We start from the raw sequence: 22,352 nt of genomic DNA on the forward strand, positions 1-22,352 counted from the left end.
TCCTGTGGATTACGCTCGATACCTGACCTGATCATTGGATGGCACTCTCAGGCTGGTTCGGCTGGATGCGTCCAGCGATGTTTCTTAATACCCAGCGCAACTCGATGACTTGAGAAGCGAGGATTGCCAGCAAGGTGACGCAACCTTGAGCGACGCCATAAAACAAGGCTCTCAATGGGTTGTCGGGGAGCATCCAAAGCAGGATGAAGCCCACCATAAGGCTCAGAATCACCAGTTTGGCAACGAGGCTTGGAATCAGCGCAGCAATAAAATTGACACCGAGAAAAATGTAAAACATCGCGTAGCTGGCAATACCGATCGCGACCCCACGCGTGGTGAACCCGCCGTTCAGATGCTTGTAGGCATGTACTACTGCATTATTCAAAAACACGTAGGCCACACATCCGAAGGCATGGACAAACAGGCACATGGCGATACGGTAGTAGTTGCTCATGCTGGTCTCAGATTTCCGTACCACGATCCAAGGCCATGGATAGCTACAACAGCAGCCAAAACCGAGAGCGTTAGTGCGCGGTGAAGGCGTGAATTTCGAGCCGCCCGATGTGAGGCAGTCAGGAGCAATACAAAGCTCAACAAGGCCAGGCAGCCAAACAGATCACTGTCAGCAACACTGGCCAGATACCCCTGCAAACTCATTGCGTGCATGAATAACGCTCTCCAACTTTCTCAGGTAGCGAGGCCGCCTTTAAATCAGGCATCAACGACACTCTGAAACTATCCAACTTTCCCAGCCTTCAGAGCCTGGATAAACAATCATCTCTCCGCGAAACTCGGGTGCAATGCCGGGACTCCCCTCATCCCGCCAGAGATACCATTCTGATGTTTTTAGTAGATCGTTATTTTTTGTATAAACGCGATAAAAATACGGGCTGCTAAAGTACTTAAACGCACGACCAGCCACTACACCCAAAAAATTGTAATTCGGTGAATACGTTGCGATATAGCAGCTTCCTGAATCATTCCAGTCAATGAAAAGAGGCTCCGCGGCCTTTGAGCTAAGCACCTTCAAGCCCAAAAGAACCAAAACTGGCACAAGCACGCACAACGAAAAAAGTAAAAAGCTCTTTCTAAGGGACGCTTTCATGGCATTGCCTTAGCTGATCGTTGCGAAAACTCTGCAAAATCTGCAGAGGTAAAACGATGATGAATGGATACAGGAATTTTCTTGACCGTAGAGTACACAAACAAATCACCACCCTTGCCAAGCTTGCTGCGGTAATTATTGTAACTATCGTTGGTCACTTTGAAGTAAACCTTCCCCTCAGATTCATATGTTTCTGGCGAAGTTAAATATGCAAAAATGCTCGGCCTGACAACGCCGTCGTGATTCCAATACCCAAGCAGTTGGTCGCTGCCATCTTCATTCAGAAACTCATATGTATCACGTACATAACAACCAATTTCTTCAATCGTTAATGTAGCAGCCATTTTTTTCGTCTTGGGTGTAGTGCTGAATTTTGTGACTGCAAATTTAATAACAAATCCACCCAATGTGCCGTACACATCATCCAATGGATTATTCTTCTTTTCCGAAGTGGTAATCCCGATAGATCGAAAATTATATTGCGTAGCAGACTCCAGCATTCTTGCACTCAGGGCACTGTAGTCATGAGCACCCCTAGCAAGGTCCTGGTTAGCCTCATCAAGAACTCCAAGCGTTCTCATGCAAGTCATAAATTGCAAAAGCCCCGGTGCTAATTGCGTCAGTCCCTTTTGACGGCCAATAAGCTCATTGTATTGACTGGGGCTTGCGGCCTTCGCAATAAGCTCTTTGATGGTTTCACCTGTGTGGGGCGAGGAGGAGGTAAGCCATTCAAAATCCAAATCATCAAACAATTTTTCTTGGGTGATCTTGTCAACGGCAAGACGTCCCCGCTTCTCACTTGAGGACATCACGAAAGGCGCACCGTCGAACCAACGCTGCATGATTCGAGCGCTTTCCTTCCAGCCCATTTTTCTCATCACACCTGGAATATCTGTGATCTGGAAATGATCGACGGCCGCTTCCGCTGGCTTCTTGTCAGAGGAAGGGGTGAGTTGAGCTGTTACAGGAGTGGGTGCCGGCATGTGATAGTCCCTTAAGCAATCACGAGCGAAGTCTGTTCTTCGACGATAAGCGTGACACTTTCAGCGAGGTGGGAAGCAATAGGCCTCGTTCGACCTTGTGCATCAGTAACGCCCCTGACCTCTTTACCGGAGGCTGTACGCAAGGTGTACGGCCGGTCAGCAACCGGTGCGCCGGTTCTAGGATTACGAACCACAAAGTGCTGACTAAACGGCCACTGAATCTCCACCGGCAACGGCGGCACAAACGGCGCCGGCGAATGCGAATTGCCGATAATCACCGTCCCGGATCCAGCCGTGACTTTATTGCCATGAGATCCAACCGAACCGACCGTGGCGGCCGGTTTGCCGTTGATCAGAACCGTCGTCGCCAGATCGCCGACCATCGCACCACCACACGCGGAGGCATCGCCTTCGCGGGCGGCCGGGAGGCCGTCGAAGAACACGTCGCCGGAACCGGCGGCAATCGGGTTGGTGCCGTGGCCGGGGAGCGGGCAAGCGGTGGGGTCGGATACGCGTGCTGCAGGTTTGCCAGACATCGGGGTTCTCCTTAGTTGACCTTCACTTGACCGCTGCCATCCAGGCGCGCGGCGAAACTGACCTGACGCTTGAAACCCTCGACTTCCAGCAGGCCTTCGATGCTGAAGGCCAGGCGAAGCTGATCGTGGTCACGCGGCAGGGAAATGACACGCACGTTGCTCAGGCGCGGTTCGTAGGCTTCGATGAAGCTTTCGATGGCCAGGCGGGCCTGACTCAGGGAGTCGTGCAGGCTCAGGCGCATGTCATTGAGATCGGGCAACCCGTAGTCGGACAGCGTTTGCACGCTGCCGGCCCGGGTGCTGAGCATTTTGGCCAGATGGGCAGCCACCGACGCCATGGCCGAAGCCTCGAGGCTCCTGCCCTTGCGTAGTTCCGCGTCGCCGTTGAGGCGTTCGAAAAGGCTGCCGTATCCGTCCATGAGTCGCTCTTACTCTTTGTCCAGCTTGCCAACCAGCGACAGGGTGAAATCGGCACCCATGTACTTGAAGTGCGGACGCACGTTCAGGCTGACGCGGTACCAGCCCGGCTCGCCTTCAACGTCGCTGACGATCACTTGCGCAGCGCGCAGCGGACGACGGCCACGCACTTCGGCGCTCGGGTTTTCCTGGTCGGCCACGTACTGACGGATCCACTTGTTCAGTTCCAGCTCGAGGTCGGTACGTTCTTTCCACGAACCGAGCTGCTCGCGCTGCAGCACTTTCAGGTAGTGAGCCAAGCGGTTGACGATCATCATGTACGGCAGTTGGGTGCCGAGCTTGTAGTTCAGCTCTGCAGCCTTGCCTTCTGCGCTGATGCCGAAGAACTTCGGCTTCTGCACCGAGCTTGCGGAGAAGAACGCCGCATTGTCGGAGCCTTTACGCATGGTCAGGGAGATGAAGCCTTCCTCGGCCAGTTCGTATTCACGACGGTCGGAAACCAGAACTTCGGTAGGAATCTTGGTTTCGATTTCGCCCATGCTTTCGAAGTGGTGCAGAGGCAGGTCTTCAACCGCGCCGCCGCTCTGTGGGCCGATGATGTTCGGGCACCAGCGGAATTTGGCGAAGCTGTCGGTCAGCTTGGTGCCGAACGCGTAAGCGGTGTTGCCCCACAGGTAGTGCTCGTGGCTGTTGGCAACGTTTTCCTTGTACACGAACGATTTGACCGGGTTCTCTTCCGGGTCGTACGGGTTACGCAGCAGGAAACGCGGCACGGTCAGACCAACGTAGCGGGAGTCTTCCGAGGTACGGAAGCTCTGCCATTTGGCGAATTGCGGGCCTTCGAAGTGATCTTTCAGATCCTTCAGGTCCGGCAGACCGGTGAAGCTTTCCAGGCCGAAGAATTTCGGGCCGGCAGCGGCGATAAACGGCGCGTGGGACATGCAGGCTACGCTGGACACGTACTGCATCAGCTTCACGTCCGGCGAGCTTGGGGACATGTAGTAGTTGGCGATGATCGCGCCAACCGGCTGACCACCGAACTGGCCGTATTCAGCGGTGTAGATGTGCTTGTACAGGCCCGACTGCATGACTTCCGGCGAGTCTTCGAAATCGTCCAGCAGGTCTTCTTTGGAGACGTTGAGGATTTCGATCTTGATGTTTTCGCGGAAGTTGGTGCGGTCGACCAGCAGTTGCAGGCCACGCCACGACGATTCCAGGGCCTGGAAGTCCGGGTGGTGCAGGATTTCGTCCATCTGACGGCTGAGCTTGGCATCGATCTCGGCGATCATGCGGTCAACCATGGCTTTCTTGACCGGCTCACCGTTGTTCTGCGGCTTGAGCAGCTCTTCGATGAACGCCGACACACCGCGCTTGGCGATGTCGTAGGCTTCGTCGTCCGGCGTCAGGCGGGTTTCGGCGATGATGCTGTCGAGAATGCTGTACTCGCCGTTTTCTGCGGCGTTCTGTTGTGCTGCGCTAGTGCTCATTGTGTTGGCTTCCTTGGCTGCTGGAGTCTCAAGCGTCCGGAGCTGCGGCGTTCAGGCCCAGCTCACCGAGTACGCGACCGCGGGATTCATCGTCGGCGAGCACGCCTTCGATGGCTTTACGGAACGCAGGTGCGTTACCCAGCGGGCCTTTGAGGGCCACCAGCGCGTCGCGCAGTTCCATCAGTTTTTTCAGCTCAGGCACTTGCTCGACCAGACTGGCCGGGTTGAAGTCCTTCATGGAGTTGACGCGCAGTTGCACAGCCAGCTCGTCGGCCTCGCCATCTTCCTGCAGACGGTTCGGCACGCTCAGCGTCAGACCCAGCTCTTGCTTGGCCAGCACTTCGTCGAAGGTCATCTTGTCGATGCTGATCGGCTTGCGATCCTCGATCTTGCGATCGTCCTTGCGGTGGGTGTAGTCACCGATTGCCAGCAGCTTCAGCGGCAGTTCAATCTCTTCCTGAGCACCGCCGGTGGCGGGTTTGAAGGTGACGTTGATGCGTTCCTTGGGGGCTACCGAGCCTTCTTTGGCCATGGCTTTTCTCCTTGCGGTTGTGGCCCTGGGGCCTATTCGAGTACCACTTCGAGGTCGAGGTGGCACAGCCTGCGATAAATCTCTTCCTTGCGTTCACGTACGGCATGGTTCTGCGGTAACAACTCGCAGCAACTGTGCAGCAGGTGCAGCACTTCCAATGCAAGATCGGGCTCCCAGGCGTGCAGGCCTGAGTCCTGTAATGTCTGATCGAGGGTTTCGAGCTGGTTCTTGGCGAGTTCGTATTTCTTGGCCAGGAAGCACAGCCGCGCGAGGGCGAACTGCCAGAAGAAGCGTTCGCGCCCGCCGTGCGCCGATTGCAGACCCTGCTTGAGGATCTGCACGGCAGGCTTGAGGCCTTCCTTGCGCAGGATCGGCTGGACTTCCTCCAAGGCCTTTTCCCAGGCTGGCTGGGTTTCGACGTTCTCGGTCTCGACCTTGCGCGGCGCGCTGGCGCTTTGCAGGTGCGGCATGACGTTGCCGGCGATCCACGCCCGGGTGGACGGATCGGCGAACGGCGCGCCGTCATGGAAACGCAGCTCGATGATGCCGGGCAGGCGCTGAATCAAAAGCGCGAAGTGGATTTCCACTTCGCGCATGGCCAGCTCGGCGTTGAGGTTCTGGAGACATTCCCAGACCATCCTCTGGCCATCGAACCAGAACGGCGCCTTCGCCAGGCTCGCCTCCAGTTCCACCAGCAGGTCGGCATATTTGCCCTGATCGAAGCGGTCCTGATACTGCTTGAGCTTGTCGACCGGCAACCCGCGCAGCACGGTAATCTGCTCGGCGTTGCGCTCGGGCACCGCATCGATCGTCATCCACAGCAAGGTGCGGTTGAGGCGCAGCGCGCGCAGGTCGGTGGCTTTCTGCTTGAGCCACCAGGCGCACAGCGGGCGGGCGCTTTCCTGCTGGGCGCGCAGGGCTTTGTGGGCTTCTTTTTCGTTGTCAATCGGCGCACCGGGAGCCAGTAACTGGCTGGCGGCCTGCTTGACCTGCGCCACCGCCGCACCCACCACGCCGGGTGCCGGCTGATTGTCAGCGGCACGCTGGATCATGGTTTTCAGGCGGCGAGAAAGCGGCAGCAGCAGCGGCGCATCATCGCCCAGGTGCTCGGTGCAGGCGGCGTCGAGACCGGACAGATGCTCGGACAACTGCCGGAACATCGGCAGCTGTTCCTTGATCGCGATGTTCTCGGTGATCACCTGCTCAAGACGCGGCACCAGCCAGCCGATGGCGGCGGCCCGGGTGCGGGGTTTGAGCGGGTGAATCTCGGCCCAGTGGTTTTCCGACAAATGGTGCAGAAAACCGAGGCCGGCCAGCAGGCCGGGGAAGGATTCACGCTGGTACAGCGACCAGGTCAGCCAGGCGCCGACACGCAAATCCTTGGATTGGGTACGCAGGAGGTTTTCGCTGTTTTCGCGAATTTTCAGCCAGTCGATCTGCCCGCTTTCGTGCATCGACGAGGCTTTGGCCAGCTCGCTTTCCAAGGCCTCGAATTCGCTCGAGAAACGAACGTCTTCGCCCGCAAAATTCTCTTTGGAAACAGAGACTTTAGCGAGTTCGAGGTAATGGGCGGAAAGTTTGCTTGAGTAGGACATCCATGGCCTTTATTAGGATTACGGTCGTGCGCCTATTGGAGTTGCAGCGGCGCGGGACAGTATCGAAGAGCAGTCGGAAGACTCATCCAATTGAGTGCTTGCTCTTTCAAGTGCGCGCATCGTAATCACTATGATGGCCACTAGCAAGCATCCGATTAAACAACAAGACGAACTGTTCATTGGGCGCTGTAGGAGATCGCCCTATATGTGACAGGGGATTCCCTGATGTCCCTTTATATTTCACCTTTAAGCCTATCCCTTCCGAAAGCATTGGGCCAGAGCGGCCGGCGCGCGGCATCGAGAACATCTGCACGCTCGTTCCACAAGTAAGCGGCGAAAGCATGACAAACCCCGAAAAAATTTGAAGTAGGACGCTTCCGAAAATACGCCGCCATTTATTAACAAATGACTGACGACAACAGACAACATTAAAAGTGCCATCAATTTGATGGCATTTATATGTTTAATAGTCCTGGATCCTTGCCTGCATAAGACTATTGCGCAGGATTCCAATCATTCGCCGTCAGTTTCTCACAGCCATTTCCCACAATTTCCACGTTGTTTTAAAACCCGGAAAGCTCCGACTTAAACAAGGGATCCTTCTTACATAAATCTGTTTAACGCCTTGTTAGCGTGCCGGCCAATGTTCGCGTGCGCTGACCAGGGAGGGTTTCGACATCACGCCGTCTTCCCCTCTCTGCTTAAGGACAAGCGTATGTCTGGAGCTGTCAGTTCTGCGCGCTTTACGCTGCAGATTCCTGCTGTTCGCAACGACTTCAAGGTGCTGGCCTTCGAAGGCACCGAGACCATCAGCACCCTTTATGCCATCCACGTCGAACTGGTCAGTGAAGACCCCGACTTCGATATGGAAGGCCTGCTCAGTCAGCCTGCCTTCCTGCAGTTCGGCCTGAACGGTGAAGGCATTCATGGACGCATCGACGATGTGTTGGCGGGTGAATCCGACAAACGCCTGACCCGTTATCGCCTGACTCTGGTGCCGAGCCTGCACTATTTGCAGTTCAGTCACGATCAAAGGATTTACCAGGGGCAGACTGTCCCGCAGATCATCACGCAAACACTCAAGCGACACGGCATCCTCGCCGATGCGTTCACCTTCCATGTCCAGCCCCTAGCAGCACGGGATTACTGCACCCAATACGACGAAAGCGATTTCGAGTTCATTCAGCGCGTGTGTGCCGAGGACGGAATCGCCTGGCATCACCAGCACTCCGCGCAAGGCCATTTGCTGGTGTTCACCGATGACGCGGTGTTCCTCCCGACATTGCGCGCCACACCCTATCGCCGGGATAGCGGGATGGTCCCGGAATATCCAGTAGTCAGCAGGTTTTCCTTGCGCGCCGCCACCCGGACAAGCCGGGTCACGCGACGCGACTATGACCTGAGGCGACCGACGCTTTTAATCGAAAGCCGCTTCAGCGCCGAATTCACCCCGACGTTTGAGGACTACCAATACCCGTTGCCGCTGGACAACGAAAAGCGTGGCAAGCAACTGGCCCGTCAGGCCCTGGAGCGCCATCGCGCAGACTATGAAATGGCAGAGGGTCAAAGCAACCAACCTACCTTGCGCTGCGGCCATCTGCTTGAACTGACCGAACACCCTCGCCAGAAATACAACAGTCTGTGGCTGCTGCTCGGGATCAGCCACACCGGGCGGCAGCCGCAAGTGCTCGAAGAGTCGGTTAGCAGCGAAACTCAATCGGCGGACGGTTTTGCCCAAGGCTATCGCAACACCTTCCACGCCATTCCGGCCGAGGTAGTTTTCCGTCCGCCGCTTCCCGCACGCAGGCCACCACTGGTCAGCCAGACCGCCCGGGTGACCGGCCCCAAAGGCGAAGAGATCTACTGCGATGAGTTCGGTCGCGTAAAAGTCGAATTCCACTGGGACCGGACCGAATTAAACAGTGAGCGCAGCAGTTGCTGGGTGCGGGTCTCGTCGAGCTGGGCCGGGAACGGTTTCGGTGTCGTCACCCTCCCCCGCATCGGGACGGAAGTGGTGGTGACCTTCGTGGAAGGTGATCCCGACAAGCCGCTGATTACCGGCTGCGTGATCAACAAGGTCACGCCCGCGCCTTACAAACTGCCCGAGCACAAGACCCGAACCGTGCTGCGCAGTCGCAGCTCGCCTGACACCGGCGGCTACAGCGAATTTACGATTGAAGACCGCGCCGGACTGGAACTGGTCTACCTGCGTGCCCAGCGCGACATGGAGCGGCAGGTTCTCCATGACAGCCGGCTGGCGGTCGGGCGCGATCGTTGGGAAAGCATCCAGGGCAGCAGCCAGACGACGGCCGGGAAAATCATTACCGTCGAGGCGGGCCAGCAGGTGCAGATCAAGGCCGGCGCCAGCGTGGTGCTGGATGCCGGCGCCAGCATCACGCTGAAGGCGGGCGGTCACCACATCGTGATCGACAGCGGCGGGATCTTCAGCAGTACCGAGATGGTGGCGGGAGGAAAGACGTCCGCCAGCGGAGCCGCTGATCATCCAGAAGCCGCAATGGCGGGTACCTTGGCCGCAGGACCAGCAACTGCTTCCACTCAAGCAGCGGAGGAAGGAGAACTCGAAGAAGAGGAGGAAGAGGTCGAACTGGAAGACGAGTTACCTGCTGGCATCACCTTGCGGATCGGCGTGTTTTTCGATGGGACGGGGAACAATCTGTTCAACAGCGAACAGGTGAAGGGCTGCTATGCGCGGGATGTGAATCTTGAGGAGGAAGCCGAGGACATTCGACAGTTCTGCCAGATGCATGGGTATGACGGACAGGGCAATGTGCCGGATAACAGTTATGGGAATGATGCGAGCAATGTGGCGAGGCTGTATGAGTTATATCGCGATGACCAAGGGCGGCAACTGGCGAAAGAGGAAACCATCGCGTACATACCGGTCTATCTTGAGGGCATAGGTACGAGTGCCGATAAGGACGACTCGGTTTTTTCGCAAATGACTGGCACGGGTGCACAAGGTGTACTGGCGAGAGTCAAGCAAAGCCCGACCAGCATCATTCCTGGGATTCGCCTTTTTGAGTCGGCGAACCCGACCCTGAAGGTGGAATCCGTTCAGTTCGACATCTTCGGCTTCAGCCGCGGCGCCGCTGCTGCGAGACACTTCGCCAATGAAGTGATGAAAGGCGAGCAAAGCCCGCTGGCGCAATTACTTCCCGCGGACTCGTCACTGTTCCTTGAGAGCTTCTCCTGGCGGGCCAACATCGATGTCAGCATTAACTTCATCGGCATCTTCGACACCGCTGCCGCCATAGGCAGCATGGCTGACGGCGATTTCAGCGTCCATGACGCCAACAACCCCGGCGTCAATCTGTATCTGGCGCCGGACATTGCAAAGAAAGTTGTGCACCTGGTTGCCCGGGACGAACGCCGCCACAACTTTTCGCTCAACAGCGCCGGAAACGCCGACATTGTGTTGCCGGGCGTCCACTCCGACTTGGGCGGCGGGTACTTACCGAATCTTGTCGAACGGGTACTGCTGAGCAAGCCGCGCTGCAGTCGCGACGTGGACTTTAATACCCCTTCGTCGTCGACCAACGCTTATCGGTTGGCCGAGCAAGAACTCGGCAGGCTTCAGGACCAACTGCATTTCTATGGGCTGACGCTTCAAGTCAAAACCTGGGCGGTGGAAACGGCCAGCAACGTCAAGGGCGATCGGCGCAAATCAAAAAATGTCTACGCAGCGGTCTACAGCGAACGAGTTGTGCGCAATGACCTGTCCCTGATTTACCTGCGAATCATGCGGGAGCTGGCGAACCGGCACGGGGTAGAGTTCGAAACGATTAACCAAGAATCTCAGAGTTACGCGCTACCGGGAGAGCTCAAGGGTATCGCCCGAAAATTGATGATGTTTGCGCTGGGTGAATCCCGCAGTCTCGATTTGAGCCTGAACGAGCATGCGCTACTCGCTCAACGCTACATTCATCTGTCATCCAACTGGAATGCTGCGAAGGGACTCAACGAAACCGGGCTGAGCATCCTGTTTATCAACCGCCCCGCCGATCAGTCTGTTCGTGTGGTGCACCCTAATGCGTGAGAACTCGTACATGCTCAAGATTGGCTTTGCATTGATATTCATTGTGTTGCTGGGCGGCTGCACTTCCGGTGGTACAAGATTGCTGCCTTATGACGGCTGGATGCTCAGGTTTTTCACACCCGACTACATGGAGGCCTGGATCGAAAATGCCGACGTCGTGGACGTCAACAAACGCGTATTTCTGGACACAGCCGGTGGAGTTCCAGCATTTGCCTATCCGCGACCGTACAGTAAAGGCGTACCCGCCACTTTCCGTGGGCAGGCACCAGGATGGCCGGAACATCCGGTAGGCAAAGGTCGACGTGTCACGGGGGCCGCGCTGCCCTATCTGGTCTTCGTCCGCTGGTATTCCATGGCCGAACCACAGACTTACAAAGCCTTCATAAAAATTCCGGACTCAGTTCGCCAGATCATGCTCAAGGGCGAGAGGGTTTTCTGTCGGGCAGACGGCAAGTGGATCACGGATTACCGAAATATGATGGTCATCGGCCTCGCGCCAGGCGGCATCGCCAAGGTCTGGCTGGGCGGCCAGTGTCTTTTGTCGACCGAAGTCATGCGGGTCCAGGGCAAGATCGATCCCAAAGGTCCCTACGGTGGCAAGACCAACGGAAGACACAGGCAGCTCTATGAAGAATCCAAGGCCTACATCGAAAAATACGGCATCCCCTACGACTCCTGGTGACCACTCGATTGTCGGGCACCGTCTACCGCCAGCGACCACAATACAACTCACTGCAATTCCTCACTGATACGGACATTGGCAAATGGATGAAAACAGACGGCCCATCAAGACCCGCTCCGCGGGCTGGGCGAAACGCTTCACGGATGAACTGGTCAAGCGGGACATCTCCCCCAACCAGATCTCCGTCATCAGCATGCTCTTCGCGTTGTTCGGCGCGGTGACGCTGTACATCGATAACGGCGTGGCCGGTTCAATCTTGTGCATCGTCAGCATTCAGTTGCGGCTGCTGTGCAATCTGTTCGACGGGATGGTGGCAATCGAAGGCGGCAAGCAGTCGGCCGTTGGCAGTCTGTACAACGAGTTTCCAGACCGGGTTGCAGACAGCCTGCTGATCGTCGGGCTGGGTTTTGCCATCGGCCAGTCCGACCTCGGCTGGTTTGCCGCATTGGCCGCTGCGCTGACGGCGTATGTCCGGGTGTTCGGCGGCGCTCTAGGGCTCACCCAGAGCTTCATGGGACCGATGGCCAAGCAGCACCGGATGGCGGTGATGACCGTGGCGCTGCTGTTGAACGTGTTCGAAACCCTTTACTACGCGACCCACTACGCTTTGCTGATCGCGCTGGTGGTCATCGCCCTTGGCTCTGTCGCCACCTGCGTGACGCGCACCCTGGCCATCGCCAGACAACTGAAGGGGAATGCTCATGTGGATCAGTAACGCGCTGATTTCGGTGCTGCGCTTCTTGATCGGCGTGACCGCCCGCTGGGAAAGCCCGCCGGACCTCACACGCCAGCGCATCTACTACGCCAACCACACCAGCCACATGGACACCCTGGCGATCATCGCCGCACTGCCGCCGGAAGCCCGGTTGAACGTGAAACCGGTGGCGGCCGCCGACTACTGGGGCAAGAACCGCTTTCTGTCATACATCTCGCAGAAAGGCCTGAATGCGGTGCTGATCGAGCGTAATCCGGCACCGGGCACCAATGTACTCGAGCCGATCTTCGATGTGGTGCGGGCCGGTCATTCGATCATCATTTTCCCCGAAGGCACCCGCTCCACCCAGCCGCTGCCGGGGGAATTCAAATCCGGAATCTTCCGCCTGGCCGAGATTTTTCCCGACGTCGATCTGGTGCCGATCTACCTGGAAAACCTGCATCGCTCGATGCCAAAAGGCAAACATGTGCCGCTGCCGATCATCTGTACGATCCGCATCGGCGACCCGCTGCAGAGGATTGCCGGTGAGGAGAAACAGGCGTTTCTGGACCGGGCGCGTGACGCCATCGTGAGGTTGTCGAAATGAGTCTGGAAACCAAGTTCCTGTGGTTCTTCGCGGCAATCGCCGGTTTGCTGGCGGTGGCTTCGCTGATTGGCGGCGTACTGGCACGGCGGGCGAAAAGCGAAAGCTCCATCGCGACCATCGAAAACCTCAACCAGCGCGTGAATGCCTGGTGGGGGATGGTCATTATTTTCTTTGTGTCCTGGCTGCTCGGCCCCAATGCGACGGTGGTGCTGTTCGGCTTCATTTCGCTGTTTGCGCTGCGCGAGTTCATAACACTCACGCCGACCGCACGCGGTGACCATAACGCGCTGTTTTCGGCGTTTTTCATCCTGATCCCGCTGCAATATCTGCTGATCGGCACCCATTGGTATTCGATGTTCACCCTGCTGGTGCCGGTGTATGCATTCCTGCTGCTGCCGGCGATTGCCGTGTTGAGCCAGGACACCGAGGGCTTTCTGGAGCGCACGGCGAAGATTCAGTGGGGCGTGATGATCTGCATCTACTGCATCAGCCATGCGCCGGCGCTGCTGTTGCTGGACCTGCAGGGTTTCCAGGGTCAGAACGCCCTGCTGCTGTTCTACCTGGTATTCGTGGTGCAGATGAGCGATGTGCTGCAGTACGTGTTCGGCAAGCTGTTCGGCAAACGCAAGGTCGCACCGCTGGTGAGCCCGTCGAAAACCGTCGAAGGGCTGGTCGGCGGCGGACTATCTGCCACGCTGATCGGCGGCTGCATGTTCTGGATGACACCGTTCAGCTTCTGGCAGTCGCTGCTGATGTCGCTGGTCATCGTGGTGATGGGTTTCCTTGGCGGGCTGGTCATGTCGGCGATCAAACGCAGCCTGAGCGCCAAGGACTGGGGCACGATGATCAAGGGCCACGGCGGGATGCTCGACCGGATGGACTCGATCTGTTTCGCCGCGCCGATCTTCTTTCACCTCACCCGGTACTTCTTCTCGGCCTGATCCGGACGAAATCATCGGGCACAAAAAATGGGCATCCGACCGCAATCGGTATGCCCATTTTTCATGCAGCGCGCCCGGCTGACCGGGCGTTCGCCGCGATTATGGATTGACGCTGTCTTTCAACGATTTGCCTGGCTTGAACGCAACGGTGTTGCTGGCCTTGATCTTCACCGGTTCACCGGTTTGCGGGTTTTTGCCGGTGCGGGCACCGCGGTGGCGTTGCAGGAAGGTGCCGAAGCCCACCAGCGTGACGCTGTCCTTGCGGTGCAGGGCGCCGGTGATTTCTTCGAGAACGGCGTTGAGAACGCGGTTGGCCTGCTCTTTGGTCAGATCCGCTTTTTCAGCGATTGCAGCGGCGAGTTCTGGTTTACGCATTAGTGAAGCCCCTTTGACGGTTTTTTGTTGTTATGTCCGTGCTGTTCTCGTTGGAACAGCGCCCAAGGCGCCGCAGGCTCTACTCTGCGGCAGACGGGAGTGAGGATGGCACGCGGTTAAGGGCGGCGCCAGTCTCCCCGCGACGTTTGTGGGGGCAAAAGCGGGGTGATTCCGACAGAACGACCGGTATTTACGCCAGCAAGGCCGGAAGCTGTTTGTTCAGTGCGAGTTTTTCCATCACCGCCGCGCCGGTCAGGGCGTAACCGAGCAATTGCCCTTCGGCGTCGTGGCACAGCGCCTTGACGTCGGCGCCCTGCCCTTCGACCGTCCAGACGCCTTCGCGGCCCCGTGGCGGCGGGGAAACCACCAGCGGGCAGACCGGGGTTTTCACGGTGATCGGCATCGGTCCGTAGTTCACCACGGTCGGGTTGCCGGCCAGGGTCTGTGCCAGCGCTCGCGCACAACTCATGAGGGGCATGACGTACAGAAGATTCAGCCCGTCGACCTCGGCGCAGTCGCCCAAGGCGTAAATGTTGGCGTGAGAGGTTTGCAGATGACGGTCGACCACCACGCCGCGATTGGTCTGGATGCCGGCGGCCGCCGCCAGATCGATCCGCGGGCGCAGGCCGATGGCCGAGACCACCACATCGCACGGGACAACCTGACCGTCGGACAGGTGCGCTTCCAGCCCATCCGCGACTTTTTGCAGGCGGGTCAGCACCGGGCCGAGATGAAAACGTGCGCCGAGGCTTTCCAGCCCGGCCTGCACCGCAGCCGCCGCCGCGGGATGCAGCAGGGTCGGCATCACCTGTTCGCACGGTGCAACCAGTTGCACCTCGTAGCCGCCCAGAATCAGGTCATTGGCGAACTCGCAGCCGATCAGCCCGGCGCCGAGCAGCAACACCCGGCGCTTGCCGGCGGCTGCGGCGCGAAAGCGGGCATAGTCTTCGAGATCGTTGATCGGGAACACCAGATCCCCGCCATCGCCTTCGATCGGCACGCGTACGGTTTCGGCGCCCCAGGCGAGGATCAGGTCGCGATAGCTGACTGCTTCCTCGCCGATCCACAACCGCTTGTGGCCCGCATCGATGCCGCTGATGCGGGTGTGGGTGCGGATTTCGGCCTTCAACTGCTCGGCCATGGCGCCCGGCTCGGCCATGCTCAGGCCGTCGGCGTCCTTGTTCTTGCCGAAGCCGGTGGACAGCATCGGCTTGGAGTAGGAGCGACCGTCATCGGCGGTAATCAGCAGCAACGGGGTTTCGCCATCGAGTTTGCGAAACTCGCGGGCCAGGTTGTAACCCGCCAGCCCGGTGCCAACGATTACGACAGGTGCGCTCATGCCCTACTCCTCAGTGTTTTCTCAGTTGATTTCGATCATTTCGAAGTCCATCTTGCCGACGCCGCAGTCCGGGCACAGCCAGTCTTCCGGCACGTCCTGCCACAGGGTGCCCGGCGCAATGCCGTCATCCGGCCAGCCGTCGGCTTCGTTGTAAATCAGGCCGCAGACCACACATTGCCACTTTTTCATTCAGGTACTTCCTCAGGGTTCAGGCTTTAGCCGGCGCGGACGGTCGATGGTGCAGCGCTGCCGTCCGGCTCAGGGCGTTTTGTACTGATCGTGCCGGGCAGATGCAAGCCTGTTCGGCGCAGCGGCGTCCCGGATCAATCAAACTCTCGGTTCAGCATGGTAAGCTCGCCGCCTCATTTGCTGCCAATAATGACTCATTGTGCAACACACAAACGCTCCGCTGTGGCGCCCGCAAAGCGAACTGACACCGCTCCCCGACACATCCACGCTCGACTGGCTGTTCGACGAAGGCTCCCTGACCCGCCGGCTGACGCGCCTGTCCGATGACGGCTTCAGCGTGACGCCGCTGTTCGAAGGCTGGCAGACCCTGCGCGACGACGAATGCGCCGCGCTGGATCTGGCCGAAGGCAGCGAGGGCTGGGTGCGCGAGGTGTATCTGCGCGGGCATGGCCAGGCCTGGGTGTTCGCCCGCAGCGTGGCGTCGCGCAGTGCCTTGCAGGGCGACGGCTTGCACATGGATGAACTGGGCAGCCGCTCGCTGGGCGAACTGCTGTTCTGCGATCACGCCTTCCAGCGTCGCGCCATTGAAGTCTGTCATTACCCTGAGCACTGGCTGCCCGAAGGTTCCCGGGCTGCCGGTCTGTGGGGACGGCGCTCGCGTTTCGACCGTGGGGCATTGAGCGTACTGGTGGCGGAGATTTTCCTGCCTGCGCTGTGGGAAGCCGTCCGCGCCCGTCCGGAGAACTGCTGATGTACCAAAGCCTGCTCAAATCCCTGAATCGCTTGAACCCGCGCGCCTGGGACTTCATCCAGCTGACCCGGATGGACAAGCCGATCGGCATTTACCTGCTGCTGTGGCCAACGCTCTGGGCCCTGTGGATTGCCGGAAAAGGCTCGCCATCCCTGGCCAACATCGTGATTTTCGTCCTCGGCGTGGTGCTGACCCGTGCCGGCGGCTGTGTGATCAACGACTGGGCCGACCGCAAGGTCGACGGCCACGTCAAACGCACTGCGCAGCGGCCTATTGCTGCCGGCAAGATCAGCTCGAAAGAGGCGCTGGTGTTCTTCGCGCTGCTGATGGGCGTGAGTTTCCTGCTGGTGCTGTGCACCAACGCGGCGACGATCTGGCTGTCGCTCGGCGGTCTGGCGCTGGCGTTCACCTATCCGTTCATGAAGCGCTACACCTACTATCCGCAAGTGGTATTGGGCGCGGCGTTCTCTTGGGGGATGCCGATGGCGTTCACCGCCGAAACCGGTGAGTTGCCGGCAACGGCCTGGCTGCTGTGGATCGCCAACCTGTTGTGGACTGTGGGTTACGACACTTATTACGCGATGACCGACCGCGACGATGACCTGAAGATCGGCGTGAAATCCACGGCGATCCTGTTCGGCGATGCCGACCGGGTGATCATCCTGACCTTGCAGGTACTGTCGCTGGGCTGTCTGCTGCTGGCGGGGTCGAAATTCGAGCTGGGGATCTGGTTCCACCTCGGCCTGCTGGTGGCGGCCGGGTGCTATGCCTGGGAATTCTGGTACACCCGCGACCGGGACCGGATGCGCTGCTTCAAGGCGTTTTTGCACAACCACTGGGCCGGGCTGGCGATTTTTGTCGGGATCGTGCTGGATTACGCGTTGCGTTGATCCACAGAACCTGTGGGAGCGAGTTTGCTCGCTCCCACAGGGCATTTGCGTTTATTTGTGCTCGTGAACCACGTGCCACACGTCCTTCATGCCATCGCCCTTCATTTCTCCCGGCTTCTCATCCTTCATGAACGTGTACAGCGGCTTGCCGTCGTAGGCGTACTGCATCATGCCGTCATCACGTTTGATGACCGTCCATTTACCTTCAGCCTTGGCATCCGCCGGCGCCATCAACGGCGGCCAGTTCTTGGCGCAATCGCCGTTGCACATCGACTTGCCGCCACTGTCCTTGTCGAACGTGTAAAGCGTCATGCCCTTGTGGTCGACCATCATTCCGTCTTTCATCATGGCCGGCTCGGCCGCCATCGCCAGTCCAGGCAGAGTCAGGGCGGCAGCCATCAGCAAAGCCTTAAAGGAAGCAGTCATTTGAGTCATGGAAACCTTCTCTTGTGGTTGTCAGGATTCGGACTTAGAGCTTAGTTCAGGATTTGCACAATCGCCGCCGGACTAAAATACTGTCACACGACTGCAATAATTCCGTTATCTAATGCGGCGCAAGACAGTTAAATGACAAGAGGATTAAGGCATGGTTGGCAGGAGCATTCTGATCGTCGACGACGAAGCGCCCATTCGCGAAATGATCGCCGTTGCGTTGGAAATGGCCGGCTATGACTGCCTCGAGGCAGAGAACTCGCAGCAGGCCCACGCCATTATCGTCGACCGTAAACCGGACCTGATCCTGCTCGACTGGATGCTGCCCGGCACCTCCGGCATCGAGCTGGCCCGCCGCCTCAAGCGTGACGAGCTGACCGGGGACATCCCGATCATCATGCTCACCGCCAAAGGCGAAGAGGACAACAAGATCCAGGGTCTGGAAGTCGGCGCCGACGACTACATCACCAAACCGTTTTCCCCACGCGAGCTGGTGGCGCGCCTCAAGGCCGTGCTGCGTCGCGCCGGCCCGACTGATGGCGAAGCGCCGATCGAAGTCGGCGGCCTGCTCCTTGACCCGATCAGCCACCGCGTGACCATCGATGGCCGTCCGGCAGAGATGGGCCCGACCGAATACCGTCTGCTGCAATTTTTCATGACCCACCAGGAACGCGCCTACACCCGTGGCCAGTTGCTGGACCAGGTCTGGGGCGGCAACGTCTATGTTGAAGAGCGCACCGTCGACGTGCACATCCGGCGCCTGCGCAAGGCCCTCGGCGACGCCTACGAAAATCTGGTACAAACCGTGCGCGGCACCGGCTACCGGTTCTCCACCAAAGCCTGAGCCGAGCGCCAGCCCCGTAGACAAGGACCGCATTTTCCGTGAACCAAAACTGGCATGGCACCCTGATTCGCCACATGCTGTTGCTGGTCACCGGCTGCCTGGTGATCGGCCTGATCACCGGCTACTACGGCTGGAGTCTGGCGGCGGGACTGGGCCTGTACCTGGCCTGGACGCTCAAGCAACTGCTGCGTCTGCACGAATGGCTGCGCCTGCACCAACCCGATGAAGCACCGCCCGACGGCTATGGCCTGTGGGGCGAGGTGTTCGACAGCATCTACCACCTGCAACGCCGCGACCAACGGGTACGCGGACGCCTGCAAGCGGTGATCGACCGCGTTCAGGAGTCCACCGCCGCGCTGAAAGACGCGGTGATCATGCTCGACAGCGACGGCAACCTGGAATGGTGGAACCGCGCAGCCGAAACCCTTCTCGGCCTCAAGACCCCGCAAGACAGCGGCCAACCGGTGACCAACCTCGTCCGCCATCCGCGCTTCAAGGAGTACTTTGAGCAGGAAAGCTACGCCGAACCGCTGGAAATCCCCTCGCCGACCAACGATCGCGTGCGCATCCAGCTGTACCTCACGCGCTACGGCAACAACGAACACTTGATGCTGGTGCGCGACGTCACGCGCATCCATCAGCTGGAACAGATGCGCAAAGACTTCATCGCCAACGTCTCCCATGAGCTGCGCACCCCGCTGACGGTGATCTGCGGCTACCTGGAAACCCTGCTCGACAACGTCGAGGAAGTGAACCCGCGCTGGAGCCGTGCCCTGCAGCAGATGCAGCAACAGGGCGGACGCATGCAGACCCTGCTCAACGACTTGCTGCTACTGGCCAAGCTGGAAGCCACCGATTACCCGTCGGACAACCAGCCGGTGCACATCGACACACTGTTGCAGTCGATCAAGAGCGACGCCCAGCAGCTGTCAGGATCGAAGAATCAGAAAATCTCCCTGGAAGCCGACACCAGCATCCTGCTCAAGGGCAGCGAGGCGGAACTGCGCAGTGCGTTTTCCAACCTGGTGTTCAACGCCGTCAAATACACCCCGGCCGAAGGCAATATCCGCATCCGCTGGTGGGGCGACGATCAGGGCGCACACCTCAGCGTGCAGGATTCCGGGATCGGCATCGACAGCAAACACCTGCCGCGCCTGACCGAACGCTTCTACCGCGTCGACTCCAGCCGCAACTCCAACACCGGCGGCACAGGCCTGGGTCTGGCCATCGTCAAACACGTACTGCTGCGCCATCGCGCACGGATGGAGATCAGCAGCGTGCCCGGTCATGGCAGCACGTTCACCTGCCATTTCGCCCCGGCGCAGGTCGCTCAGGCACGGGTCATCAGCGCCGCTGAGTAATGCCGGACTAGGCAATCGCCAGGTCAGCCGCTACATTGGCTGACTTGCGCCTGCCTTTCAGGTGCGGATTTTTCTTTCTTTCGAATCACACGGAACCCGCAAAACTCCATCATGGACCCTTCCCCTGGCTTGTCCCTCGCAACAATATTCGCCGATTTCGGCATGATTCTTTTCGCTCTGATCCTGGTTTTGCTCAACGGCTTCTTCGTTGCGGCAGAATTCGCCATGGTCAAACTGCGCTCGACCCGGGTCGAAGCCATCGCTGAGCAGCACGGCTGGCGCGGGCACATCCTGCGCACGGTACACAGTCAGCTCGATGCGTACCTCTCGGCGTGCCAGCTCGGTATCACCCTCGCCTCCCTGGGCCTGGGCTGGGTCGGCGAGCCGGCGTTCGCGCATATTCTCGAGCCGCTGCTGAGCGCGGTCGGCGTGCAATCGGCCGAAGTCGTCAAAGGCATCTCGTTCTTCACTGCGTTCTTCATCATTTCGTACCTGCACATCGTGGTCGGCGAACTCGCACCCAAATCCTGGGCGATCCGCAAACCCGAGCTGCTGTCGCTGTGGACGGCGGTGCCGCTGTACCTGTTCTACTGGGCCATGTACCCGGCGATCTACCTGCTCAACGCCAGCGCCAACACCATCCTGCGCATTGCGGGTCAAGGTGAGCCCGGCCCGCATCACGAGCACCATTACAGCCGTGAAGAACTGAAACTGATCCTGCACTCCAGCCGTGGTCAGGATCCAAGTGACCAGGGCATGCGCGTGCTGGCCTCGGCGGTGGAAATGGGCGAGCTGGAAGTGGTCGACTGGGCCAACTCCCGGGAAGACCTGATCACCCTCGAGTTCAACGCCCCGCTGAAAGAGATCCTGGCGATGTTCCGTCGCCACAAGTTCAGCCGTTATCCGGTGTACGACAGCGAGCGCAAGGAATTCGTCGGCCTGCTGCACATCAAGGATCTGCTGCTGGAACTGGCAGCGCTGGATCACATTCCCGAGTCGTTCAACCTCGCCGAACTGACCCGCCCGCTGGAGCGCGTGTCGCGGCACATGCCGCTGTCGCAGCTGCTGGAGCAGTTCCGCAAGGGCGGCTCGCACTTCGCCGTGGTCGAAGAGGCCGATGGCAACATCATCGGCTACCTGACCATGGAAGACGTGCTGGAAGTGCTGGTCGGCGATATCCAGGACGAACACCGCAAAGCCGAGCGCGGCATCCTCGCCTACCAGCCGGGCAAACTGTTGGTACGGGGCGATACGCCGTTGTTCAAGGTCGAGCGCCTGCTGGGGATCGACCTCGATCACATCGAAGCCGAAACCCTCGCCGGGCTGATCTACGAAACCCTGAAACGGGTGCCGGAAGAGGAAGAAGTGCTGGAAGTCGAAGGCCTGCGGATCATCATCAAGAAGATGAAAGGTCCGAAGATCATTCTGGCCAAGGTGCTGATGCTCGACTGACGGGGTTTACTGCTTGCCCAACGCAAAGTTGGGCAACGCCCCCAGCGGCTGGTTGAACTGATACGGAATCGACACCAGCCCCATCCCGGTATTGCGCTGCACCACAAAGTGCAGGTGCGGGCCGCTGCTGTTGCCGGTGTTGCCGGACAGCGCCAGCGGACTGCCCACCGTCACCCGCTGCCCCTCGCGCACACTCACCGACCCTTGCTTGAGATGCAGGTACACGCCCATCGTGCCGTCGTCGTGCAGGATCCGCACGAAGTTACCGGACGGATCGGTGCCGCGCCCGTTCTGGGAATTTTCGGTCTTCACCACCACTCCGGCGCGCGCCGCAATGATCGGCGTACCGACCGGCATGGCGATGTCCATCGCGTATTTGTTCTTCGGCCCGAAGTGGCTGTAATCGCCATTGGCGCCCTGGCTGAGACGGAACGGACCGCCTCGCCACGGAAACGGATAGCGATAGCCCTGAGCCGCGCCAGCAGGGTCACCGAGGGAATACTGGAACATCGGCGTATACACCAGCGGCTTGCCACCGGACACCGCCGTCAGCAACGCCAGCCGCGTATTGCTGCGCGCCGGCAGCACCCGACGGATCGTTTGAGCGGGAGCGCCGCGCACGTTGCTCATCCCGGTAAACGCCAGTGCAACCTCGACCGGCGCGTACAGGTCGTTGCGCACGAACACCACGTCCGCGCCCTTCTGCTTCTTGATGTCGAGATAGACCTGGCGCTCTAGGCGCTCGACCATCCGGTCCTGAAACACGAACACCTGGGAGCCTTTGCTCGGACGGTCGCTGTACGAAACCACTCCGTTGGCATCGGTGGATTTGTAGATCGTCATGGCCACAGTCGAGGTGGAGGCCATGAACAGACCACAGAAAAACAGCAGGCGCAGGGGCATGGGCGAAAGTTCTGTCGAGTAAGGCCTGGGAATGAGCCTAGCAGCTGAAGCAGACCAGGCTAGTCGACAGATGTTTCAAATTGGCAGGTGCAGGAGATGATCGTCCCCACGCTCTGCGTGGGGGGACGCGGAGCGTCCCTTGAGGCATTCCCACGCGGAGCGTGGGAACGATCAATGTCA

At 59.1% G+C, this 22,352-nt stretch carries 23 protein-coding genes; 10 read left to right on the forward strand and 13 right to left on the reverse strand.

Translation table 11 applies throughout. The features are described 5' to 3' along the window. Window positions 1-31 precede the first annotated feature (31 nt). From EIY71_RS08575 to tssA, 8 genes are all read right to left on the reverse strand, one after another. Entirely contained in the window at window positions 32-454 is a 423-nt protein-coding gene (locus EIY71_RS08575; protein WP_102688424.1) for a hypothetical protein, read from the reverse strand. A gap of 264 nt (window positions 455-718) precedes the next feature. Then, window positions 719-1,105: a hypothetical protein gene (locus EIY71_RS08585; RefSeq protein WP_134021359.1), complete on the reverse strand. Its 387-nt coding sequence runs from the start codon at window positions 1,103-1,105 to the stop codon at window positions 719-721. Continuing rightward, complete coding sequence (locus EIY71_RS08590; protein ID WP_085747933.1) at window positions 1,102-2,088, reverse strand: DUF6402 family protein; 987 nt, start codon at window positions 2,086-2,088, stop codon at window positions 1,102-1,104. Before EIY71_RS08590 ends, EIY71_RS08585 begins: the two co-directional genes overlap by 4 nt. A gap of 11 nt (window positions 2,089-2,099) precedes the next feature. Further along, window positions 2,100-2,624: a PAAR domain-containing protein gene (locus EIY71_RS08595; protein WP_102718398.1), complete on the reverse strand. Its 525-nt coding sequence runs from the start codon at window positions 2,622-2,624 to the stop codon at window positions 2,100-2,102. 11 nt (window positions 2,625-2,635) lie between these two features. Next, entirely contained in the window at window positions 2,636-3,043 is a 408-nt protein-coding gene (tssE, locus tag EIY71_RS08600; protein ID WP_007954373.1) for a type VI secretion system baseplate subunit TssE, read from the reverse strand. A gap of 9 nt (window positions 3,044-3,052) precedes the next feature. Continuing rightward, window positions 3,053-4,528 carry a type VI secretion system contractile sheath large subunit gene (tssC, locus tag EIY71_RS08605; protein WP_011336600.1) on the reverse strand — a complete coding sequence of 492 codons (1,476 nt, stop codon included), beginning with the start codon at window positions 4,526-4,528 and terminating at the stop codon, window positions 3,053-3,055. 28 nt (window positions 4,529-4,556) lie between these two features. Continuing rightward, window positions 4,557-5,060 (reverse strand): type VI secretion system contractile sheath small subunit, encoded by a 504-nt coding sequence (gene tssB, locus EIY71_RS08610; RefSeq protein WP_003229587.1) that lies wholly within the window; start codon window positions 5,058-5,060, stop codon window positions 4,557-4,559. 32 nt (window positions 5,061-5,092) lie between these two features. Next, window positions 5,093-6,655 carry a type VI secretion system protein TssA gene (gene tssA, locus EIY71_RS08615; protein ID WP_102688427.1) on the reverse strand — a complete coding sequence of 521 codons (1,563 nt, stop codon included), beginning with the start codon at window positions 6,653-6,655 and terminating at the stop codon, window positions 5,093-5,095. A 715-nt stretch (window positions 6,656-7,370) separates the two neighbouring features. Between tssA and tssI the strand changes: the two genes are divergently transcribed. The 5 genes from tssI (at window position 7,371) to EIY71_RS08640 (ending at window position 13,636) form a co-directional block, all read left to right on the forward strand. After that, window positions 7,371-10,712: a type VI secretion system tip protein TssI/VgrG gene (gene tssI, locus EIY71_RS08620; RefSeq protein ID WP_134021362.1), complete on the forward strand. Its 3,342-nt coding sequence runs from the start codon at window positions 7,371-7,373 to the stop codon at window positions 10,710-10,712. 10 nt (window positions 10,713-10,722) lie between these two features. Further along, the gene (locus EIY71_RS08625; RefSeq protein ID WP_236190448.1) at window positions 10,723-11,394 is read left to right on the forward strand and encodes a DUF2931 family protein; all 672 of its coding nucleotides are present in this window, start codon (window positions 10,723-10,725) and stop codon (window positions 11,392-11,394) included. Between the two features lie 82 nt (window positions 11,395-11,476). Next, the gene (locus EIY71_RS08630; RefSeq protein ID WP_134021365.1) at window positions 11,477-12,109 is read left to right on the forward strand and encodes a CDP-alcohol phosphatidyltransferase family protein; all 633 of its coding nucleotides are present in this window, start codon (window positions 11,477-11,479) and stop codon (window positions 12,107-12,109) included. Then, window positions 12,096-12,695 (forward strand): 1-acyl-sn-glycerol-3-phosphate acyltransferase, encoded by a 600-nt coding sequence (locus EIY71_RS08635; RefSeq protein WP_134021368.1) that lies wholly within the window; start codon window positions 12,096-12,098, stop codon window positions 12,693-12,695. Before EIY71_RS08630 ends, EIY71_RS08635 begins: the two co-directional genes overlap by 14 nt. Continuing rightward, window positions 12,692-13,636, forward strand: a complete 945-nt coding sequence (locus EIY71_RS08640) for a phosphatidate cytidylyltransferase (protein WP_039765128.1) — start codon at window positions 12,692-12,694, stop codon at window positions 13,634-13,636. Before EIY71_RS08635 ends, EIY71_RS08640 begins: the two co-directional genes overlap by 4 nt. A gap of 99 nt (window positions 13,637-13,735) precedes the next feature. On the opposite strand, the gene EIY71_RS08645 is transcribed toward EIY71_RS08640, so the two are convergent. From EIY71_RS08645 to EIY71_RS08655, 3 genes are all read right to left on the reverse strand, one after another. After that, complete coding sequence (locus tag EIY71_RS08645) at window positions 13,736-14,011, reverse strand: HU family DNA-binding protein (RefSeq protein ID WP_003213368.1); 276 nt, start codon at window positions 14,009-14,011, stop codon at window positions 13,736-13,738. Between the two features lie 190 nt (window positions 14,012-14,201). Beyond that, on the reverse strand, window positions 14,202-15,350 hold the full coding sequence (locus tag EIY71_RS08650; RefSeq protein ID WP_134021371.1) for an NAD(P)/FAD-dependent oxidoreductase: 1,149 nt from the start codon (window positions 15,348-15,350) through the stop codon (window positions 14,202-14,204). A gap of 21 nt (window positions 15,351-15,371) precedes the next feature. After that, window positions 15,372-15,539: a rubredoxin gene (locus EIY71_RS08655; protein ID WP_007954349.1), complete on the reverse strand. Its 168-nt coding sequence runs from the start codon at window positions 15,537-15,539 to the stop codon at window positions 15,372-15,374. 199 nt (window positions 15,540-15,738) lie between these two features. Here EIY71_RS08655 and EIY71_RS08660 point away from each other — a divergent pair, with 199 nt between their 5' ends. Together EIY71_RS08660 and ubiA are read left to right on the forward strand one after the other, a co-directional pair. Then, the gene (locus EIY71_RS08660) at window positions 15,739-16,290 is read left to right on the forward strand and encodes a chorismate lyase (RefSeq protein WP_134021374.1); all 552 of its coding nucleotides are present in this window, start codon (window positions 15,739-15,741) and stop codon (window positions 16,288-16,290) included. After that, window positions 16,290-17,180 (forward strand): 4-hydroxybenzoate octaprenyltransferase, encoded by an 891-nt coding sequence (gene ubiA / locus EIY71_RS08665; protein WP_085747942.1) that lies wholly within the window; start codon window positions 16,290-16,292, stop codon window positions 17,178-17,180. Before EIY71_RS08660 ends, ubiA begins: the two co-directional genes overlap by 1 nt. Before the next feature lie 51 nt (window positions 17,181-17,231). On the opposite strand, the gene EIY71_RS08670 is transcribed toward ubiA, so the two are convergent. Continuing rightward, window positions 17,232-17,615 carry a hypothetical protein gene (locus EIY71_RS08670; protein WP_134021377.1) on the reverse strand — a complete coding sequence of 128 codons (384 nt, stop codon included), beginning with the start codon at window positions 17,613-17,615 and terminating at the stop codon, window positions 17,232-17,234. A gap of 151 nt (window positions 17,616-17,766) precedes the next feature. On the opposite strand from EIY71_RS08670, the gene phoB reads away from it, so the two are divergent. The 3 genes from phoB to EIY71_RS08685 all read left to right on the forward strand — a co-directional run bounded on the left by phoB (window position 17,767) and on the right by EIY71_RS08685 (window position 21,269). After that, complete coding sequence (gene phoB, locus EIY71_RS08675; protein WP_003229608.1) at window positions 17,767-18,456, forward strand: phosphate regulon transcriptional regulator PhoB; 690 nt, start codon at window positions 17,767-17,769, stop codon at window positions 18,454-18,456. Between the two features lie 74 nt (window positions 18,457-18,530). After that, window positions 18,531-19,817 (forward strand): phosphate regulon sensor histidine kinase PhoR, encoded by a 1,287-nt coding sequence (gene phoR, locus EIY71_RS08680; RefSeq protein ID WP_256661085.1) that lies wholly within the window; start codon window positions 18,531-18,533, stop codon window positions 19,815-19,817. 111 nt (window positions 19,818-19,928) lie between these two features. Beyond that, the gene (locus tag EIY71_RS08685) at window positions 19,929-21,269 is read left to right on the forward strand and encodes a hemolysin family protein (RefSeq protein WP_007954342.1); all 1,341 of its coding nucleotides are present in this window, start codon (window positions 19,929-19,931) and stop codon (window positions 21,267-21,269) included. A gap of 6 nt (window positions 21,270-21,275) precedes the next feature. On the opposite strand, the gene EIY71_RS08690 is transcribed toward EIY71_RS08685, so the two are convergent. Further along, window positions 21,276-22,172 carry a M23 family metallopeptidase gene (locus EIY71_RS08690; RefSeq protein ID WP_085747943.1) on the reverse strand — a complete coding sequence of 299 codons (897 nt, stop codon included), beginning with the start codon at window positions 22,170-22,172 and terminating at the stop codon, window positions 21,276-21,278. Window positions 22,173-22,352 lie beyond the last annotated feature (180 nt).

It is taken from the genome of Pseudomonas sp. CH235 (assembly GCF_004368175.1).
Lineage (GTDB): Bacteria > Pseudomonadota > Gammaproteobacteria > Pseudomonadales > Pseudomonadaceae > Aquipseudomonas > Aquipseudomonas paraglycinae.

Excerpts from the sequence above, each read along its gene's own strand:
- EIY71_RS08635 (WP_134021368.1), top strand. The coding sequence starts at position 12,096 with ATGTGGATCAGTAACGCGCTGATTTCGGTGCTGCGCTTCTTGATCGGC.
- ubiA (WP_085747942.1), top strand. The coding sequence starts at position 16,290 with ATGTACCAAAGCCTGCTCAAATCCCTGAATCGCTTGAACCCGCGCGCC.
- phoR (WP_256661085.1), top strand. The coding sequence starts at position 18,531 with ATGCTGTTGCTGGTCACCGGCTGCCTGGTGATCGGCCTGATCACCGGC.
- EIY71_RS08670 (WP_134021377.1), bottom strand. The coding sequence starts at position 17,615 with ATGACTCAAATGACTGCTTCCTTTAAGGCTTTGCTGATGGCTGCCGCC.
- EIY71_RS08595 (WP_102718398.1), bottom strand. The coding sequence starts at position 2,624 with ATGTCTGGCAAACCTGCAGCACGCGTATCCGACCCCACCGCTTGCCCG.
- tssI (WP_134021362.1), top strand. The coding sequence starts at position 7,371 with ATGTCTGGAGCTGTCAGTTCTGCGCGCTTTACGCTGCAGATTCCTGCT.
- EIY71_RS08645 (WP_003213368.1), bottom strand. The coding sequence starts at position 14,011 with ATGCGTAAACCAGAACTCGCCGCTGCAATCGCTGAAAAAGCGGATCTG.
- EIY71_RS08640 (WP_039765128.1), top strand. The coding sequence starts at position 12,692 with ATGAGTCTGGAAACCAAGTTCCTGTGGTTCTTCGCGGCAATCGCCGGT.
- tssB (WP_003229587.1), bottom strand. The coding sequence starts at position 5,060 with ATGGCCAAAGAAGGCTCGGTAGCCCCCAAGGAACGCATCAACGTCACC.
- tssC (WP_011336600.1), bottom strand. The coding sequence starts at position 4,528 with ATGAGCACTAGCGCAGCACAACAGAACGCCGCAGAAAACGGCGAGTAC.
- EIY71_RS08690 (WP_085747943.1), bottom strand. The coding sequence starts at position 22,172 with ATGCCCCTGCGCCTGCTGTTTTTCTGTGGTCTGTTCATGGCCTCCACC.
- EIY71_RS08655 (WP_007954349.1), bottom strand. The coding sequence starts at position 15,539 with ATGAAAAAGTGGCAATGTGTGGTCTGCGGCCTGATTTACAACGAAGCC.
- EIY71_RS08630 (WP_134021365.1), top strand. The coding sequence starts at position 11,477 with ATGGATGAAAACAGACGGCCCATCAAGACCCGCTCCGCGGGCTGGGCG.
- EIY71_RS08625 (WP_236190448.1), top strand. The coding sequence starts at position 10,723 with ATGCTCAAGATTGGCTTTGCATTGATATTCATTGTGTTGCTGGGCGGC.
- EIY71_RS08685 (WP_007954342.1), top strand. The coding sequence starts at position 19,929 with ATGGACCCTTCCCCTGGCTTGTCCCTCGCAACAATATTCGCCGATTTC.
- phoB (WP_003229608.1), top strand. The coding sequence starts at position 17,767 with ATGGTTGGCAGGAGCATTCTGATCGTCGACGACGAAGCGCCCATTCGC.
- EIY71_RS08585 (WP_134021359.1), bottom strand. The coding sequence starts at position 1,105 with ATGAAAGCGTCCCTTAGAAAGAGCTTTTTACTTTTTTCGTTGTGCGTG.
- EIY71_RS08590 (WP_085747933.1), bottom strand. The coding sequence starts at position 2,088 with ATGCCGGCACCCACTCCTGTAACAGCTCAACTCACCCCTTCCTCTGAC.
- tssA (WP_102688427.1), bottom strand. The coding sequence starts at position 6,655 with ATGTCCTACTCAAGCAAACTTTCCGCCCATTACCTCGAACTCGCTAAA.
- EIY71_RS08575 (WP_102688424.1), bottom strand. The coding sequence starts at position 454 with ATGAGCAACTACTACCGTATCGCCATGTGCCTGTTTGTCCATGCCTTC.
- tssE (WP_007954373.1), bottom strand. The coding sequence starts at position 3,043 with ATGGACGGATACGGCAGCCTTTTCGAACGCCTCAACGGCGACGCGGAA.
- EIY71_RS08650 (WP_134021371.1), bottom strand. The coding sequence starts at position 15,350 with ATGAGCGCACCTGTCGTAATCGTTGGCACCGGGCTGGCGGGTTACAAC.